The 17,871-nt window shown below is 69.4% G+C and carries 16 protein-coding genes; 3 read left to right on the forward strand and 13 right to left on the reverse strand.

Annotated features, from left to right (window positions below; all coding sequences use genetic code 11):
• Together ACFYO0_RS37410 and ACFYO0_RS37415 are read left to right on the forward strand one after the other, a co-directional pair.
• Positions 1–660 carry a TetR/AcrR family transcriptional regulator gene (locus ACFYO0_RS37410; RefSeq protein ID WP_388685319.1) on the forward strand — a complete coding sequence of 220 codons (660 nt, stop codon included), beginning with the start codon at positions 1–3 and terminating at the stop codon, positions 658–660.
• A 114-nt stretch (positions 661–774) separates the two neighbouring features.
• Positions 775–996, forward strand: coding sequence for a hypothetical protein (locus ACFYO0_RS37415; RefSeq protein ID WP_165345107.1), 222 nt, complete (start codon positions 775–777; stop codon positions 994–996).
• Positions 997–1,183: 187 nt separating this feature from the next.
• Here ACFYO0_RS37415 and ACFYO0_RS37420 read toward each other — a convergent pair whose 3' ends face one another.
• The 7 genes from ACFYO0_RS37420 to ACFYO0_RS37450 all read right to left on the reverse strand — a co-directional run bounded on the left by ACFYO0_RS37420 (position 1,184) and on the right by ACFYO0_RS37450 (position 8,678).
• On the reverse strand, positions 1,184–1,645 hold the full coding sequence (locus ACFYO0_RS37420) for a GNAT family N-acetyltransferase (protein WP_388685321.1): 462 nt from the start codon (positions 1,643–1,645) through the stop codon (positions 1,184–1,186).
• Positions 1,646–2,251: 606 nt separating this feature from the next.
• Positions 2,252–2,746 carry a hypothetical protein gene (locus ACFYO0_RS37425; protein WP_388685322.1) on the reverse strand — a complete coding sequence of 165 codons (495 nt, stop codon included), beginning with the start codon at positions 2,744–2,746 and terminating at the stop codon, positions 2,252–2,254.
• Positions 2,747–3,056: 310 nt separating this feature from the next.
• Positions 3,057–4,100 (reverse strand): DUF2330 domain-containing protein, encoded by a 1,044-nt coding sequence (locus tag ACFYO0_RS37430; RefSeq protein ID WP_388685620.1) that lies wholly within the window; start codon positions 4,098–4,100, stop codon positions 3,057–3,059.
• A gap of 230 nt (positions 4,101–4,330) precedes the next feature.
• Positions 4,331–5,068, reverse strand: a complete 738-nt coding sequence (locus ACFYO0_RS37435) for a hypothetical protein (protein WP_388685323.1) — start codon at positions 5,066–5,068, stop codon at positions 4,331–4,333.
• A gap of 225 nt (positions 5,069–5,293) precedes the next feature.
• A complete protein-coding gene (gene galE / locus ACFYO0_RS37440; RefSeq protein WP_388685325.1) occupies positions 5,294–6,274 on the reverse strand; it encodes a UDP-glucose 4-epimerase GalE in 981 nt (326 codons plus the stop codon).
• A 64-nt stretch (positions 6,275–6,338) separates the two neighbouring features.
• Positions 6,339–8,003, reverse strand: coding sequence for a glycosyltransferase family 2 protein (locus ACFYO0_RS37445; RefSeq protein ID WP_388685326.1), 1,665 nt, complete (start codon positions 8,001–8,003; stop codon positions 6,339–6,341).
• 129 nt (positions 8,004–8,132) lie between these two features.
• On the reverse strand, positions 8,133–8,678 hold the full coding sequence (locus ACFYO0_RS37450; RefSeq protein ID WP_388685623.1) for a MarR family winged helix-turn-helix transcriptional regulator: 546 nt from the start codon (positions 8,676–8,678) through the stop codon (positions 8,133–8,135).
• Positions 8,679–8,790: 112 nt separating this feature from the next.
• Here ACFYO0_RS37450 and ACFYO0_RS37455 point away from each other — a divergent pair, with 112 nt between their 5' ends.
• Positions 8,791–9,204: an organic hydroperoxide resistance protein gene (locus ACFYO0_RS37455; protein WP_388685328.1), complete on the forward strand. Its 414-nt coding sequence runs from the start codon at positions 8,791–8,793 to the stop codon at positions 9,202–9,204.
• A gap of 22 nt (positions 9,205–9,226) precedes the next feature.
• On the opposite strand, the gene ACFYO0_RS37460 is transcribed toward ACFYO0_RS37455, so the two are convergent.
• The 6 genes from ACFYO0_RS37460 to ACFYO0_RS37485 form a co-directional block, all read right to left on the reverse strand.
• The gene (locus ACFYO0_RS37460) at positions 9,227–10,510 is read right to left on the reverse strand and encodes an ArnT family glycosyltransferase (protein WP_388685331.1); all 1,284 of its coding nucleotides are present in this window, start codon (positions 10,508–10,510) and stop codon (positions 9,227–9,229) included.
• 184 nt (positions 10,511–10,694) lie between these two features.
• Positions 10,695–11,642 (reverse strand): class I SAM-dependent methyltransferase, encoded by a 948-nt coding sequence (locus ACFYO0_RS37465; protein WP_388685332.1) that lies wholly within the window; start codon positions 11,640–11,642, stop codon positions 10,695–10,697.
• A gap of 60 nt (positions 11,643–11,702) precedes the next feature.
• Entirely contained in the window at positions 11,703–14,018 is a 2,316-nt protein-coding gene (locus tag ACFYO0_RS37470; RefSeq protein WP_388685335.1) for a CDP-glycerol glycerophosphotransferase family protein, read from the reverse strand.
• A gap of 146 nt (positions 14,019–14,164) precedes the next feature.
• Positions 14,165–14,968 carry a carbohydrate ABC transporter permease gene (locus tag ACFYO0_RS37475; RefSeq protein ID WP_388685626.1) on the reverse strand — a complete coding sequence of 268 codons (804 nt, stop codon included), beginning with the start codon at positions 14,966–14,968 and terminating at the stop codon, positions 14,165–14,167.
• 107 nt (positions 14,969–15,075) lie between these two features.
• Positions 15,076–16,428: a carbohydrate ABC transporter permease gene (locus ACFYO0_RS37480; protein WP_388685336.1), complete on the reverse strand. Its 1,353-nt coding sequence runs from the start codon at positions 16,426–16,428 to the stop codon at positions 15,076–15,078.
• A gap of 9 nt (positions 16,429–16,437) precedes the next feature.
• On the reverse strand, positions 16,438–17,826 hold the full coding sequence (locus tag ACFYO0_RS37485; protein ID WP_388685338.1) for an ABC transporter substrate-binding protein: 1,389 nt from the start codon (positions 17,824–17,826) through the stop codon (positions 16,438–16,440).
• Positions 17,827–17,871 lie beyond the last annotated feature (45 nt).

Consider the following 17,871-nt stretch of genomic DNA (forward strand, 5'->3'; position numbering starts at 1 on the left):
ATGACGACGAACCCCGACGGGAAAGCTGCCGGAAATGCCGACGGAGCCGCCCAGAGCCCCCAGCAGCCGCGCCGAAGGGTTCCCGCCGGGGCGGCCGTACTCCGCGAGGATGTGACGGAAGCCATCCGGTCGGCCGTCTTCGAGGAACTCGCAGCCGTCGGCTACGCCCGGATGTCGATCGAGGGCATCGCGCGCCGCGCGGGCGTCGGCAAGACGGCGGTCTACCGCCGGTGGCGTTCCAAGCTGCACCTGGTGCTCGACCTTGTGTCGGCGATCGCGGTACAGGGCTTGCCGGCGCCGGACACCGGCACCCTGGAGGGCGATCTGAGGCTGCTGTACGAGGTCACGGCCCGCGCTCTGCGCCACCCCGTCGCCTCGCAGATCATCCCCGACCTCCAGGCGGAGGCGGCCCGCAACCCGGACATCGCGGAGGCCATGCAGAAGGCCCTGCGGGAAGGGCAGGAGGGCGTCGCGAGCGGCATCGTCGCGGCGGCCGAGCGGCGCGGCGAGGTCCGTATGGGCATCGACGACGAGATGGCCCTCGACCTCATCTCCGGCCCGCTGTACTGGCGCTCGGTGGTGATCCGTAGTCCGGAGCTGCCGAAGGGCTACCTGGAGAACCTGGCGCGGGCCACGGCTGTGGCGCTCAAGGCGTTGTAGGTGGTGTGGGGGCTCTGGTGGGGCGCGCGGTAGCCCGCGTTGCAGACCGGGCGCCGGATCGTTGTCATCCGTGACTCACACCTCGGGCCCGCGCTGGCGCATACTGGTTTCACGATGACGAAGCCTTCCGCGCCCCGGCGCCATCTGCCCACCAGTCCCTTCAAAGCTCCGGTTGCCCCCGTCGCCAAGCACTTCGCTCTGGGCGACCGAGTGTCGCACGACCAGTTCGGCCTGGGCACGATCGTCGGCGTCGAGGACGGCGTCGCGATGCTCGTCGACTTCGGCGCCCGCCAGGCCCGAATCGTCAGCCCCTACACCCGCATGGACAAACTCTGACGGAGCCCGTCGGCAACGCTCGCCGCGGAGTGGGACAGCCGTCCCGCCCGCGGCGAACGCGTTTCCGCCCTCGCGGCCACCGAACCAGTCGCTCCGTCAGCCCCACGGCACGGGCGGCTCGTCCGCACGAGGCGGAGCGACTGAACAGTGAGGCGTTGTCGTAAACCAGACCGCGCCTGACGTGCGTCTATGGCTCCGCCCCTGATCCGCTGAGTCCAGGACTCCCGCCCATCACGCGATACATCCCGATCGAGTCGTGCTCGGCGGTGTCAGCGAACCCGAACTTCTCGTACAGAAAGCGTGCGGGGCCGTCCGCGATCAGCGAGACATAGGCGGTGGCGGGCGCCCGGCGCTCCAGTTCCCCGGTGAGGGCGGCCATGATGCGCTTGCCGAGGCCGCGGCCCTGGTGTGCGGGGTGGACGCAGATGTCGACGATCTGGAACGCGGTGCCGCCGTCACCGATGACGCGCCCCATACCGATGGGCTCCCCCTCATGGTGAAGGACCACCCCATGCCACGTATTGGGCAGGGCGAGCGCCGCCGCTTCGGGGTCCTTGTCCGAGAGACCGGCATCGGTGCGCAGGCGGCGGAAGACCTCGACGGAGGGCACACACACGCTCAGTTCGTAAGGGTCGTTCAAGCTGTCCACTTCCGTCCGCGTGATGTTCGCAGTGATTGGTCTGCCTCCCGTACGACTCGTTCTGCGCGGAACTGATGCGCGGGCCAACGCGAAACGCGTGACGCCCGGCGCCCATCGAGTGGCTGCGCTGCGCCGGGTACGGGACCTTCGCCAGCTTGGAGCGGATGCGCGATATGCGGGAGTCCATCGGAGGATCTCTTCTCTCGTCCGCCGTCACTCTACTGGCCTGCCCGAACAAGACATCTCCGCATGTCTGGAGAACCGTCGAACTTCGGCTGAAGAACCAGGCCGCCGGGCAGGGATCCCGGCGCAGGCAACTGGTCGCGGGCCTGCGCCGGCATCGGTTCCACCGGCGGTCGCAGCACCATACGTCTGGTCTACGGTGCGGGCGCTGGTAGCTGTTGTCGTACCGGTCTGCTGCCGGTGCCGAGCCGGATGCGCGGCCGGGGCGGGCAGCCGGAGGCGGAGTTCCACACATCGATCCCGACGTAAGCCTCCATCGCGGGCTTCCTGACCCGGACTCGGCTCCCCTCGGCAACGGTGCTCCGAACGCAATTCCGAGGGGAAGCCCAAGCCCTCATAGAGCCAGGTCAGCGCCCAGAATCGGAGCGGCGCTCACGAAGAAACAACGGCGGCTCGATGCCGCTTCATCATCATCACCAGGCCACCCGAAATCCCCAGCCCCACGAGCAAGAGCAGGCTTCCCTTGAACACGGCCCCGTGCCAGCTGTAGTCGGCGGTGTAGGCGGTCGGGCGGGTGGCTTCGTCGTCCAGGCGCACGTCGTCGATGGTGGCCGGCATCGGGTCGCCTCGCCGAACCTTTGCGGCGTCCTTCAGCTCCACGTCCTCTTCGGTGACCGTGCCGTCGGCGCTGGCGAACGTTCCCACCCAGGCGCAGGACTCATCGCCGCACTTTTTGTCGGTGGGGGTGAGCGTGCCCACCGGGCCGTGCGCCAGAGCGCTGCGGGCGCCAAGGCCCTCGGTAATGATCATGCCTAGGCCGAGAACGCAGGTCAGCAGCAGGATGAGCACGACCACCACCCAGAAGAACACCCTGCCGCCGGTGCTTATTGGCTTCTGACGGGTACGTTGTGGCTTCTGAGAGGTCATAGTGCGGTAAACACTACTGATCGAAAAGGGTGAACGTCCCTGGTCCGGTGGTTCGGCACGAACCCGGATCGATGCCGCACGAGGGCCAAACGACTGCGACCAGTCCCACATGACGGCCGAGTTCCGCCACTTCATGGGTGTCCCGCCAGCCGCGTTCACCGCTGGACGGCGTCCCGCCGCAACCCCGTGCACTGCCTGAGGTTCCAAGACTGGCAAAGGCGGAGTTGCAGTCAGGCACTGTCCGGGGCCGCCGGCCGCGCCAGGAGGTTCAGCATGGTGGCGCTGGACGGCAGCGGTGAAACGCCGTTGTTCACCGCCTGGGAGTCGAGCGCGCCCGCCGGACCCTGAACAGGACCGCCGGCGCCACGAGAGCCAGGAATCCGGCCACCGTCAGTATCCAGGCCGGGACACCGCCGACCCTCGTCACACCGCCCTCGTAGTACGTCACGCGCTGGTACGGCGTGTCGGCCTCCGCCCTGCGCAGCTCATGGTCGCCGTTGATGCGATCCGGCTCGGGGAACTCCTGCCGGTACGCCGTGAGGAAGAGATCCCCGGAACCCGCGAAGTCCCGTACCGCGTCCTTGGGAACGACCTTCCCGGCATACAGCAGCTCCGGCTCGCGCCCCCCGATCGCCGAACGCGGCTCCATACGGTGGTCGGCCAGCACATACAGCCCCAGCGACTGAGGGGTCTTCGCCAGCCGGGACAGCCGCATCGGGTACACCAGCTCGTCGCTGGCGAAGCTGAGCAGCAGCGGATCGAGGTTGCCCGTCAGCACCTCGCCGTTCTCCTCGGGGGCCAGCCGGACCGCCACGTACTCCCACTCCGCGTCCACATACGGCTCCAGCTCGCTCGCGAGGGCTTCCGGGAGCTCGAAACCGTTGTCGGCCAGCCAGTCGCGCAGGGCATCCGGGTCGGTGGCGGTCAGCCGGGCCAGGTCGAAGGGGCCGAGGCGCCCGCGGCCGACCACGCCGACGGAGCCGGGGTCCTGCGGGGCGGCGCCGGCGTCGTCCGCGTGGCCGGTGAGCCAGTCGAGAGGCCAGTCGTCGCTGTCGGGCCAGAAGTGGTGGCGGGCGCGCTGCTCGGGCCTGATCTCGCCCCCGAGGGCGTCGAACAGTGAGGAGTCGCCCAGCTCGACCGTCGCCCGATCGGGTACGGGCATGATCCATGCGGCCTCCGCGGCGTTCCCGTCGACTGTCAGCTGCATCGCGATCTGCTCGGTGCGCCCGTCCCAGCGCACTGCCGAGACTTCCTGGTCCACGCTGACCCGCATCGCGTCGTCGACCACCATCGCGCCGCAGCCGCACGCGTAGGCCGGGCTGATCAGTGAGCCGATCTGGAGTCCGACCAGCATCAGCACGACCACCAGCAACTTCTGTCTCACGTACTTGCCCCCTTGACGTTCGCCGCACGTACGGACGACGCGCGGACCCGGCCGGTTCCTACCCGGGACTGAAACGGGACGGGGACAGCCGGGACGCGGCTGAACTCCGTTGAACCGTGGGCCAGTTCGCACCCGGTGGAGGTGAAAATCTCTCGCAGGCATCGTGGTGGTCGCGCAGTCCGCCCTCCGCCGACGTCCCTCTACCGCGGTCGCATCAGGCCGAGATCCTCGCCCCATGCATCCAGCACCGCACCGTGTCCGGCCCGCCGGGCCGCCGGCTCGACACGGGCGAAGACGTGTCGTTGCAGGGGCACGTCGCCTGTTCCTGAGATGTGGGCCAGAGCGCCGAGCAGCATGTCGGTGTCCCAGCCGGGCAGCGGGTATCGGGCGAGTTCCCACTCCAGGTACCTGTTGTAGGGGCGAGGACGACGGTCGAGAGCGAAGAGCAGCTCCAGCAGGAATCGAATGCTGTCGGCGGCGTCCAGGCGGGCGGCGAGTGAATGGCCGTCGCGGTCGTTCTTGACGGAGCGGTAGAGGGAGTTGGCATAGGCGTCGAGCCAGCCACGGGAGTCCCGGAAGGCTTCATCTGCGTCGAGACGTGCCTTGTCGACCAGGAGCTGGGCGATGCCTCCGTCGAGCCGGTCGAGCACGATCCGGGCGCGGGCGAGGGCGTAGCGCTCGAAGCCGGGCATTCCGGCCGTGCGGAACTCGCTGAGCGGGACGACGACGAGGTCGAGCTCGGGGGTGCGGTGGCCTGTGAACCGGGTGAGATCCGTTGCCGCGTCATCGGCGAGGATGACGTACAGGTCGTGGTCGGAGTACTTGGTGGTCAGGCCTTCGTGGGCCCGCGAACCTTTGAGAACCAGGCCGACGACGGCGGAATCAGCGAGGGCGAGTTCGACGAACGCGTCGTAAGTGAGGGGCTGCTGAGCAGTCACTGTGTGATCTCCGGTGGGATGGTGACGGGTATGCCTGCCGGGGCGGCCCCGCTGTCGGGGCGCCCCGCACCGTCCGCGGCGACACTTGGCCGCCGCCCGGAAGATCAACGCACGTGTGGACCCTATCGCCAGGCCGACCGAGGCATCGAATCAACGCGGATTCAGGGACACCGGTTCGCAGTTCGGCGTCAAGTCCCTGACCGACCTGGTCCCGTCAGGACTCCCTCAGACGCGCTGTGCCCCCGGATACAGCCGTACCCATCCCTCCCAGGCCGACGTGATCATGTCGGCCACGTTGTACCTGGCCTTCCAGCCCAGTTCGTCGGCGATGCGGGCGGCCGACGCCACGACGCGGGGCGGGTCTCCGGGGCGGCGGGGCGTGACGACCGGGGGCAGGTCGTAGCCCGTGAGGTCGTTGATCAGGTCGATCATCTCGCGGACCGATACACCCTCGCCGCGGCCGATGTTGAGGGTCAGGTCCGTGCCGGGGGACGCGGACAGACGGCGGGCCGCCGCCACGTGTGCCTCGGCCAGGTCGACCACGTGGATGTAGTCGCGTACGCACGTGCCGTCCGGCGTCGGATAGTCGTCGCCGAAGATCCGTGGCGGCGCGCCCTCCGTGAGCTGTTCGAAGACCATCGGCACGATGTTGAAGACCCCGACGTCGGCCAGCTCCGGCGTTGCCGCGCCCGCCACGTTGAAGTAGCGCAGGGAGGCGGTCGACAGGCCGTGTGCGCGGCCTGCGGCGCGGGTCAGCCACTCGCCCGCCAGCTTGGTCTCGCCGTACGGGCTCATCGGCACGCAGGGCGTCTCCTCGGTCACCAGGTCGACATCCGGCATGCCGTACACCGCCGCTGAGGACGAGAACACGAAGGAGGGCACTCCCACCTCGGTCACGGCGGACAACAGCACCCGCAGACCCTCGACGTTCTCGTGGTAGTAGTGCAGCGGCAGCTCGACCGACTCGCCGACCTGCTTCTTCGCCGCCAGGTGGACGACACCGGTGACGGCATGGTCCGTGAGTACGCGGGCCACCCGGTCCGCGTCCAGGGTCGAGCCGACGACCATCGGGACCCCGTCGGGGACGCGCTCGGCGATCCCGGTGGACAAGTCGTCGTACACCACGGCCTGTTCGCCCGCCTCAGTCATCGCGCGGACGACGTGCGCCCCGATGTAGCCGGCGCCGCCGGTTATCAGCCAGGTCATGTACGGCCGTCCCCTCGTCTGTCGGTCGGTAAGACCATCGTCGGTCACTGGGCCCCGTCGTGCATCAGTGAAACAGCCGCCTCAGCCGACGGCGCAGTACGGCGGTCATACCCCGCCGACCGGGCGCGAGCCGCAACGCCAACGAGCCCGAATGGGTCGCGTACGGCTGGACGAGCAACACGCCGTGCCGGCCGCTCGGCACGACCGTACGACGCAGCAGTCCGGGCCCCGCGGCCGCGTGCGCGGTGGTGTCGCGGGCCGAGCCGTCGTGGAACCGCAGTCGCAGCCGCAGGTCCCAGGTGCCGGAGTCGAGCGCAGAGAGGTCGACCGGCACCTCGGCCCACCAGGAGCCGACCGAGGCCTCGACCGAGGAGTCGAACCCTGAGTCCACCCCTGAGTCCACCCCGGAGCCGGCCTCGCAGTCGTCCGGCAGAAGCGGCGCCGTGAGACCGAGCCCCACGCTCCCGTCCTCCCGGTGCACGAACTCGACGTCAACGCCTGCCGGTCCCGCCTCCGTCATCCGCCCGTACAGCTCATGCAGACGCAGCCGAAGCCGGGTGCCACGCGCGCGTGGCCGCAGTTCCGCGTCGACGGCGACAGGGAGGAGTCGTACAGGCCGGAACAGCAGGTGTTCCAGGGGCACTTGGGGCAGGTCGGCGGACCAGAGCGGGGTGCCGTCCGACGCCCGTGGATATGGCGGCGTCAGCCGGGCCGGACGCGACGCGAGTTCTCTGATGCGGTCCAGGTCGCGCGGCTCCTCGGAGGCCATGACGACCTGCGCGACGACCCGCCCGGGCGCGGGGGCGGACGCGAAGTCACCCGCGTCGAACGTCGCGAGGTACGCGCGCGTGATCGCCCACCACTCGCGCCGGTACCCGGCACCGCGCAGGCCGAGCTCGCGCGCGTACATCCGCAGGCTGTGGTCCAGGAACGCGGCGCGCGCCGCCCGGGCGAGCCGCTTCTCACCGGCGGCGAGGAGGACGTCGTACGCCATGCCGTGGGCCGTCAGCCTGGACCGCCAGTTGTCCATGCCCGCCCGGTCGAGCGAGATCGACAGCCGCCCGGCGGACCGGCGCACGTGCCAGACGTACACCAGGTCGGGGACCAGTGCGAGGCGCGGCCCGGCGGCGAGTACGCGCGCGGTGAACACGAAGTCCTCGTAGGGGAAGCGCCCTTCGGGGAAGCGAATGCCGTGCTCGCGCAGGAAGCCGGTGCGGTACAGCTTGTTGACGCAGAGCGTGTCGTGGACCAGGCGGGTGCGGAGCGAGGGGTGGGGGACGAGGACGGGTCTGGCGTAGAGCTCGGGCCGCCAGGGGACCTCGCGACCGGACGGCAGCTCGCGGCGTATGCACAGGCCGGCCGCGACCTCCGTGCCGTGCCCGACGGCGGCGGAGAGCAGCGTGTCCACCGCGCCGGGCGGCAGTACGTCGTCGCTGTCCAGGAACATCACGTACGGGGCCGTCGTGGCGTCGATCCCGTCGTTGCGGGGGCTCCCGCAGCCGCCGCTGTTGACCTTGCGGCGTACGACCTTCAGGCGCGGTTCGCCGCGCGCGAGCTGGTCCAGGAGGTCCGGGCTGCCGTCCGCCGAGCAGTCGTCGACGGCTATCACCTCGCGGACGGCCGGGCCCTGCGCGAGGGCGGAGCGCACCGCGTCCGTCACATGGGCGGCGTCGTCGTGACCGATGACGATGACGCCAACCTGCGACGGGTGAGGGTGTGTGGCTTGCATGGTGTGCCTGGCTTCCACGGGAAGAAACAGAGGCTTTGTGACTGATTCTCCGTTACGAGGTGCTTGTTGTCCCGTGGGGAAAGATGGCGGTAATGAGCGCAAGCTCCCTCAGAAGCAGCGTCTCAGCGGTCAGCCGTTCTGCAGTTCCGCCGCGTCCAGTGCCGCCGTGAGCTTGTCGAGCCGGGCCCGCAGCTCCCGGATCTCGTGCAGGTCGAAGCTCGTCGCGGCGGCGATCCGGCGCGGTACGGCGAGTGCCCGCTCGCGCAGCACGCCGCCCTCGTCCGTGAGCCCGACGACCACCGACCGCTCGTCGCGGGCGCTGCGCTCACGCCGTACGAGACCGGTCGCCTCCAGGCGCTTGAGCAGCGGCGACAGGGTCCCTGAGTCGAGCCGCAGGTGCTCGCCCAGCTTCTTCACGGGCAGCTCGCCGTGCTCCCACAGCACGAGCATGACCAGGTACTGGGGGTAGGTGAGCCCGAGGTCCTTCAGGACGACCCGGTACACGCCGCCGAAGGCGCGCGACGCGGCGTTCAGGGAGAAGCAGATCTGCTGGTCGAGACCCAGGAAGTCCCCGGCATCGGGCAGGGCGTCGGCTGCGGCGTCCGTGACGGTGGGATCCGGAGTCGGAGTCGGTGTCGGAGCGGTCATGCCTCCAGGGTAACTCAAGTGCGCCATTTGATTGTGCACAATTGAATTGTGTGCTCTACTTGCAGTCGTGCGGCAGGCACTCCAAAGGCCCGCCGATACGAACTTGATCTTGACCCTGATGATGAGAGGGACGTTTCCCATGGACGCGCTCTACACCGCTGTCGCCACCGCCACCCACGGCCGTGAGGGCCGCGCCTTCACCAACGACGGCCGCCTCGACCTCGAGCTGGGCATCCCGAAGGAGATGGGCGGCAACGGTCAGGGCACGAACCCGGAGCAGCTGTTCGCCGCGGGCTACTCCGCCTGCTTCGCCAGCGCCCTCGGTCTGGTCGGCCGGCAGGCGAAGGTCGACGTCAGCGAGGCGGCGGTGACCGCCGAGGTCGGCATCGGCAAGCAGGGCGAGGGGTTCGGCCTCGCGGTCACTCTGCGTGTGGAGCTGCCCGACTCCGTGGACGCCGAGACCGGCCGCAAGCTGATCGAGCAGGCCCACCAGGTCTGCCCGTACTCCAACGCCACCCGCGGCAACATCCCGGTCGAGCTCGTCGTCGAGTAATCGAGCAACCGCAGGCCCCTGGTCAAACCCTGTTCGTTGCCCGGTCCGCACTCAACGCGGGCCGGGCATCCGGCGTTTCAAGCGCCGCCATCGTCGCCGCGGCCCGCTCCAGCAGCAGCGGCAGCCCGATCACCGCCAGTACCCACACCACCACGATCAGCCGGTCGCCGATGTTGATGTCCGGATGCCCCGCCTGGTTGACGACCCCGCTGAAGGCCGCCGCGATCAGGAACGCCGCGTAGGCCGGACGTTGCCGCAGCACACCCCACGCCCCGGCGGCCAGCGCCGCGATGAACAGCGGCTGCCAGAACTGCCGACGCAGCCACTCCACCCAGAAGTTGAGCTCCAGTCGCCAGAACTCCGGCCACGGGTCCGCGCGGTCGGGCAGCGTGAAGTGATGGGCGAGCAGGTCCTGGAGACTCTCGTTCGTGGAGGGGTGGTTCAGCAGCCCGGCGGCCGACACGGTCCCCAGGGCCGCGCAACCCGCCACCACGGCGATCACCCGCGGAGCGGGGCCAAGTCGCCCTCTCCGTACGGCGATCACCGCGCACGCCCCCACCAGGCACAGCCCGAGGAACAGTGCCTGCGAGTGCTTCACCGTGAAGAGCAGCAGCAGCGAGCCGCCGATCAGCGCGGCGCCCGTGCGCGTCCGGCCGTCGAGTGCCAGAGCGCAGCCCCACAAGGCCGCCAGGGTCAGAGCCACTTGGAGACCCTCGGTCATGGGGCGCATGGCGGTCGTGCCGACCGGCAGGGCGTAGTACAGGGCCTGCCCGGTGAGGGCCACGGCGGTCGGGGCGCGCAGGGCGCGCAGGACCAGGAAGACGAGGACGCCCCCGGCCGCGGCCACGAACACGCTCGACAGCCAGATGCCCCAGGTCACACCGAACACCGTGACGAACGGCGCCAGCAGCGCGGGATACCCGGGCCGCGCCTCGAAGATCCGCATGAACCGTTCGGAGTTGAACGGCACCGTGTGCGCGGTCGTCTGACCGGCCCGCAGCCTCCGGTCCACCTCCGGCCACAGCTCGCGCCGGCACTCCTCGGGGATCCGCCCGACCGGGCCCGGAGACCGGAACCGCACCACGTCGACGCTCCGCTCACGGCGCGCCTCGGCGTGCCGGCCCGCGCAGACGTAGTCGATGGTGGCGGCAGCCGCCTCCCGCTTGCTGTCACCGCGCAGACTCAGGGCGTACGACAGGTAGTTCCTGCTGTCGGGAGTGTCCCGCCCGGTGATGTTGGCGAGCTGGAGCAGCGCGAAGACGGAGGCGAGAACGATCACGCAGGTACGCGCCTTGAAGCGGGGCATACGGCTCTTTCATAGTCGTGTAAAGCGCTCCGCTGGGAGTGCGGTTCGCAGCTGCGGGTCCGTCGTGGCTGGTCGCGCCCCGCGGCGGAGCCGCATATGTCACAGCCCCGCGCCCCCAAGAGGCCTGCGGCCTCCTTAGGGGGCGCGGTACCGCACCGGACATCCGCAAGTCCGCTTGGAGGCCTCAGCCCTTGCGGGCCTTGACCAGCGCCCTCGTGATGATCGGCGGCAGCAGGTCCTTGGCGATCCGCCTGGTGCGGCTCGGCCGCCGCTTGGCGGCGGTGACGGTGGCGGGCCGCGTGGCGGCGCGCGGAGCGGGCGCGGGCTTCGGGGCGGGCTTGGGCGCCTCGATGACCGGCTCCGGCTCTTCGCCCGCGTACTTGGACACCGGGTGCTTCGGCTCGGTCGCCTTGTGGCCGGTTATCCGGATCAGCCCGTACCCGGCGACCTGCTGCACCTCGTGCCACATGTCGTCGCGGCCCGCAAGCCACTCGAGCAGCGCGTCGCGCAGCGGCTCGGGGTCGCCCCAGGTGCCGTAGAACTTGGTGCCCGTCACGCAGATGGGGCGCAGCGCGAACGTGGGAATGGCTCCCCAGGTGGCTGCGGCGACGCCCGGGCAGTGCTCGGCGCGGTAGTCGTCGAGCACGACCACGCCGTCGGGCAGCAGGATGTCGCGCACCGCCTCGATGTCCGCGTTCACGTGCTCGTACAGGTGCGAGGCGTCGATGTGCGCGAAGCGGCAGCTCTTGTCCGGGACGCGGTCGGCGACCACCTGGCTCGGCGCCTGGATGACCTCGGGCAACTCCTCGTGGAACGCGAGGTAGTTGGCCTCGAAGGCCCGCCGGGTCAGCGTCGAGTACGACTTGTTCATCTCCTTGCTGTTGGCCGCGTCCTCCGCGGGGGAGTCGAACAGGTCGCACACCGTGAACGTGTCTTCGTCACGCAGGTAAGAGCCCATGAAGATGGCGCTTTTTCCCATGTAAGCGCCGAGCTCCAGCAGATTGCCGGGCTGCTGGCTTTCGAGCTGCCGGGACAGGAACCAGTCGAACAGCTGCTGATCGACGGCACGGAACCAGCCCTTGACGTCCGACAGCGTTTTGGGACGGGGCAGCTCGGTGGTGCTGGAGGTCATGTGTACTCCGTACAGCGGGGTCTATGGAATTTCTGTGTCCAGGGATGGGATCCGAGGGCTTCAGGGACTGTCAACGACGGGAACGGAAACTCCGGGTGTCGAAACAGTTGCCGGTGGTGAGGCGGTCGGATAGTCACCGGTTCGGGGGGAATCGAGCACCCCTGGAATGCCGTCTTCCACCGATGGCACCGGATGGCGCTCGTCGAGCGGCACCACGGCCGGCAGCCCGGCGGTCTCACCGAGCACCACCCGGCGTACGACACGCTCGGCGGCCCGTCCGTCGTCGTACGGGCAGAAGCGCTCCCGGAACGCGGCCCTCAGCTGCGCGGAGCGCGAACCGCGCCAGTGGCCGGTCGCGAAGATGTCGATGAGTTCGTCGTCGCTGCGCGCGACGACTCCCGGCGGGAACGTGCGCAGATCGAAGTACGTGCCACGTGCCGCCTCGTACGCCGCCCAGTCGTCCGCGTGGATCACGATCGGCCGGTCGAGATTCGCATAGTCGAACATCAGGGAGGAGTAGTCGGTGATCAGCGCGTCCGAGGCCAGGCACAGGGACTCGATGCTCGGATGCCCCGACACATCGATCAGACGGCCGCCGCTGCGGGCCGGCGGCTGCTCGGGCGAAGGGTGCGCGCGGGTCAACAGCACGAAGCGCGGGCCGAGTTGGCGCAGGACGCGCTCCAGGTCGAGCATGTGACGCTGGGAGCGGCGGTAGTCGCGGTGCGTCGGCGCGTACAGGATCGCGACCGAGCCTTCCGGGATGCCGAGTGTTTCGCGCAGCCGGGCCACGTCCGCCGAAGTCGCCCGCTGGAACACGTCGTTGCGGTGCTGGCCGTACTCGAGCGTCGTATAGCCGGAGGGGAAGACGCGCTCCCAGACGAGCGTGGAGTGGCGGTTGCCGGACAGGCAGTAGTCCCACTGGTCGACTCCGCGCAGCAGCTCGGCGAAGTCCGTGCCGCGGGCCGCCGCCGGGCGGTCCTGGAGATCCAGGCCCATGCGCTTGAGCGGCGTGCCGGACTGCGTCTGGACCAGGATCTGACCCGGTCGCTTGACCAGCTTGCGGTCGAAGTCGACGTTGCTGACGAGGTACTTGGAGCGGGCGAGCGCCGTCCAGTACGCGGCCGTGTCCGGGCTCAGCTTGCGGGTCGCGGTCGGGACGGTGTGGTGGTGCTCGGGCGCCGCGATCCACGCGGTGCGGATGTCCGGCGCGTATGTCCGGAACGCGTCCTCCAGGGCTGCCGGGTTGCAGCCGTAACCGCGTCCGTCCCCGTTGGAGAACACGGCGCGGTCGCCCCGTACGGGAAGCCGGAGCTGGACGCGGTAGTGCAGCCACAGCGCCATGGCCCGTGCGCCGCGGAACGCCGCCGAGACGACCTCCGTCACCCGTCTCTTCAGCTGTGCCGCCGCCCACAGGGTGCGATACGTGCGGTGGCTGCCCAGGCGGATGAGCACGTGCCGCAGCCAGTTGCGGGCCGGGAGGCGGGCGCCCGGAACCCGGTAACGGGCGTAGTGCGCGCGGGCCCTGCGCAGGAACTCGGGACGGGAGCCGCGCGGCAGCCGGTCGCGTCCGAGGAACACGGCCGAGAGATGGTCGACCATGCGGCGGAACAGGACGGGGCGCCAGTGCGCCAGTTCCGGGTGCGCGTCGAGATGGGTGAAGACACGGTCGTACTGGTCGAAGATGTCGAAGTGACCCCGGCCGGTGGTCGTGCCGGGCGTGCTGGGCATGCTCCCCTGACGCCGCCCGCGGTAGTGGACACAGACGCGGTCGAGCGTCGCGATGGTCTCGGAGGCCATCAGGACCGAGTACGTCCAGGGGGTGTCCTCGTAGTGGCCGGGAGAGAACGTGAAGCCCTCCCGCTCGATGAACTCCCGGCGGTACGCCTTGTTCCCCACCACCATGAGGACCTTGAGCAGCCCCGGCCGGTCGTCGAGGCAAAACGGCGCCGGGCCGCGCTCGGTGAGCTGCGCCGCCTGGACGTTGCGTACCGTTTCGCCCGTCCAGAAGGTGCGCGCGAAGTCGTAGACCAGGACGTCCGGTTCCTCGGTCTCGTTCAGCCGGTCGGCGAGCGCGCGCAGGGCGTGCGGGGTGAGGGTGTCGGCGCCGTCCAGGAAGACCAGGTAGTCGCCCTTCGCGCGCTCCAGACCGGCGTTGCGGGCTTCGCCGCGGCCCCTGTTCTCCCCGAGGTGCACGGGCCGTACGCGCGGGTCGCGGGCGGCGAACTCGTCGATGATCGAGCCGCAGGCGTCCGGCGAGCAGTCGTCGACGGCGATCAACTCGAGGTCCGGGTAGGACTGTTCGAGGACGGATGCGAGACATTCGTGCAGGTAGGCCTGCACCTTGTACGCGGGGACGATGACACTGAACCGGGGCACGTCACATCCATGGGTCGGCGCGGCAGACTGCCCGGAAACGGCCGAAGGGGTGACGTGGTTACGCCAGATGTGGCATATGGGGGACGTCGGGAGTGAGTTGAGGGGTGGCCGGTACCGGCCACCCCTCAACAGATCACTCTGAAGCGCTACTTCACCGCGCCCGCCATCACACCGGACACGAACTGCCGCTGGAACGCGAAGAACACAGCCAGCGGGATGACCATCGAGATGAAGGCGCCGGGCGCGAGCGTCTCGATGTTGCCGGAGAACTGCCGGGTCTGCTCGGTCAGTGCGACCGTCAGCGGTCGCGAGCCGGAGTCCGAGAAGACCAGCGCCACGAGCATGTCGTTCCACACCCACAGGAACTGGAAGATGCCGAGCGACGCGATGGCGGGTGCGCCGAGCGGCAGGATCACGGTGGTGAACAGCCGGGTCTCACCCGCGCCGTCGAGCCGTGCGGCCTCCAGGAGCTCACGGGGGATCTCCGCGAAGAAGTTCCGCAGCAGGAAGATCGCGAACGGCAGGCCGAAACCCACGTGGAAGAGGACGACGCCGATGACGCTGCCGTAGATCCCGAGGTCGCCGAAGAGAGCGGACAGCGGGATCAGCGCGACCTGCACCGGCACCACGAGCAGCGCCACGACGGCCAGGAACCACCAGTCGCGGCCCTTGAAGTCCATCCAGGCGAAGGCGTATCCGGCCATGGCCCCGATGACGATCACCAGGGCGGTGGCCGGAACGGTGATCCAGATCGTGTTGAGCAGGGAGTCGGTGATCTCCTCCTTGCCGAGCAGGGTCGAGTAGCTCTCGGTGGTGAGCTGGGACGGTTTGCTGAAGACGTCCCACCAGCCGGAGGCGGCGATGTCGGTCGGGTCACGGAACGACGAGGCGAGCAGCCCGACCGTCGGTGTCACCCAGAGCAGCGCGATCAGGATCAGCACGACCCGCATCACGCCGCCGGCCGCGCCGCTCGCGAGCCGGGAGACCAGCGAGCGCGACGGCGGACCGGACGCCTCTGTGGTCACCAGGGGTTCTTTCAGTGGTACGGAGGGTGCGGTCACCGTCGGCGCTCCCTTCGCAGTCGGCGGATGTTGACGATCATCACCGGTAGGACGAGGAGCAGGAGGACGATGCCGATCGCGCTGCCGAGGCCGAGGTCGCCGCTACCGCTGAACGCCGCGTTGTAGAGCTGGAGGGCCAGCACGTTGGCCTCGTCCTGGGTGGGCTGCGGGGCAATGATGAAGATGAGGTCGAAGATCTTCATCACGTTGATCATCAACGTGATCAGCACGACGACGAGGACCGGGGCGAGCAGGGGAACCGTGACCCTGCGGAACACCTGCCACTCGTTGGCCCCGTCGACCCTGGCCGCCTCCAGGAGGTTGCGGTCCACTCCGGCGAGGCCCGCCGCGATGAGCACCATCGCGAAACCGGCCCACATCCAGGCGTACGCGCCGATGACGGCCGGTGTGACCAGGCTCGGGCCGAGCCAGTCGATACCGTTGTAGGGCGCCGCGAAGTTCGAGGCGGGGAGCCGGAGTTGGGCGCCGTCCGCCTCCGCGGGCAGCGTGAACGTACCGTCGTCGGCCGCCTTCGCGGACGCCACGACGTCGCCGTCCTTGACCGCCTCGACCTTGATGCCCGCGAGGCCCTTCTCGCGTGCGTCGACGGCGCCCTTCTCGCCGCCGCCACCCAGCCGGAAGTCCAGCCAGACCGTGCCGGACACCCCGTCGCCCGAGGCCTCGGCGAGCTTGGCGTCCTGCGGGTCGCCGGGCAGCTTGTTCGGGGCGATGCCGACCAGAGGGAGCAGTGCCGGGGAGCCCGCGCTCACCGTGCCCTCGGAGGTGAAGGCGCCGCCTCCCGACGCCTTGAGATCACTCTCGGTCGAGGGGCGCGCCTTCGGGTAGACGGACGACTCGGCGAAGGCGTCGTGCACCCCCACCACGACGGCGTTTGCGACGCCCTGGTCGGGGTCCGCCTCGTAGACGAGCCGGAAGATGATGCCGGCGGCGAGCATGGAGATCGCCATCGGCATGAAGATGACGAGCTTGAACGCCGTTGCCCAGCGCACCCGTTCGGTCAGCACGGCGAAGATCAGACCCAGGCCGGTGACCAGGGCGGGGGCCACCGCGACCCAGATCGCGGTGTTCTTGACCGCGGTGAACGTGGCGTCGTCCGTGAAGATGTCGGCGTAGTTCTGCAGGCCGACGAAGCCCGAACCGTCCGCGTCGTACAGACTGCGCCAGACCGAGTACCCGATCGGGTAGACCACGAGCGCGCCGAGCAGCACCAGCGCGGGCAGCAGGAACAGACCTGCCACCCACGGCCGGGTACCCATCACGCTCTTACGTTTTCCGGCGGGGGGCACCGGACCTGCCGGGCCCCCCGCCACCGCCGCCTGGGACGACATGGACTGCCGTCAGCCCTTGTACGCCTTGGCGGCGGAGGCCTCGAGCGCCTGCTGCGCGCCCTCGACGTCCGAGGGGTTCTTCAGGAAGTCCTGCAGGCCCTTCCACTCGCCCTGACCCTGGGTGCCACCGAAGGCGGCGGGAGCCTGGTCGGACATGTCGAAGCGGAAGTCGTCGCCCGCGGCGAGCAGCGCCTTGGCGATGTCCCGGGCCACGTCGTCCTTGTAAGTCTCCAGGTCCATCTCCTTGTTGGGAGAGATGAAGCCGCCCTGGGCCGCCCAGATCTCGGCCGCGTCCGTCGACGCGAGGAAGGTCAGCAGGGCTTGGGATGCCTTGTCGTCCTTCAGGGCCACGGCCATGTCACCACCGCTGACGACCGGCGACTCGTCGCCGACCGCCGGGAACGGGAAGACCTTGGCGTCCGTGCCGATCTTCGCCTTCGTGTCCGCGTTGATGTTCGCGGCGACGAAGTCGGCCTCGAAGACCATGCCGGCCGGGGTGTCACCGGAGAAGGTGTTGATCACGGACTTGGGGAACTCCGTGCGCAGCGCGGTGGCCTTCCCGCCCGCGATCAGCTCGTCCTTGCCCCACAGCTCGGCGAGTGTGGTCAGGGCCTCCTTCACGGAAGGATCCGTCCACTTGATCTTGTGCTGGGCGAGCTGGTCGTACTTCTCCGGTCCGGCCTGCGAGAGATAGACGTTCTCGAACCAGTCGGTGAGGGTCCAGCCGTCCTGCCCGGCTATGGAGACCGCGGGTGAACCCGCGTCCGACAGGGTCTGCGCCGTCTGGACGAACTCGTCCCAGGTCTTCGGCTCCTCGGTGATCCCGGCGGCCTCGTACGCGGCGGTGTTGTACCAGACCAGTGACTTGTTGGCGGCCTTCGCATAGACGCCGTACTGCTTGCCCTCGTACGCGCCCAGGTCCCTCCAGCCCGCCGAGAAGTTCTTGTCGAGCTGCGCCTGCCCCTCGGGGCCGAGGGGCTTGACCCAGCCCTTCTCGGCGAACTGGTGGAGCACGCCGACTTGCGGCAGGAACGCCACGTTCGGCGGCTTGCCGCCCTGGATCTTCGTGCCCAGGAAGGTGGAGGTGTTGTTGCCGGTCGGTACGTAGCTGACCTCGGCGCCGGTGCGCTTCTCGAACTCGTCCAGCACCTTGGTGAAGTTGTCCTGCTCGGGGCCGGTCCAGACGGCCGCGACCTCGAGTTTCTGACCGTCGAGCTTGGGGAGCTTCACGGTGGCCGCGTTGTCCGTGTCGCCGCCGGCGCTTCCCTCGCTGCCTTTGTCGTCGTCGCCGCCGCACGCGGTGAGCGTGAGTGCCATCGCCCCCGCGACGACGGCGGCTGCGGCCTTCGCGGCCCCGCCTTTCCTGTTCGGCCTGCGTGTACGAAGAGTGCTGCGCATGACTTGCCCCGTTCTCCGTCGAACGTCCGAGCGCTGCCTGTTCCC

The sequence above is a fragment of the Streptomyces sp. NPDC006365 genome (genome assembly GCF_042870755.1).
GTDB classification, from domain to species: domain Bacteria; phylum Actinomycetota; class Actinomycetes; order Streptomycetales; family Streptomycetaceae; genus Streptomyces; species Streptomyces xiangluensis.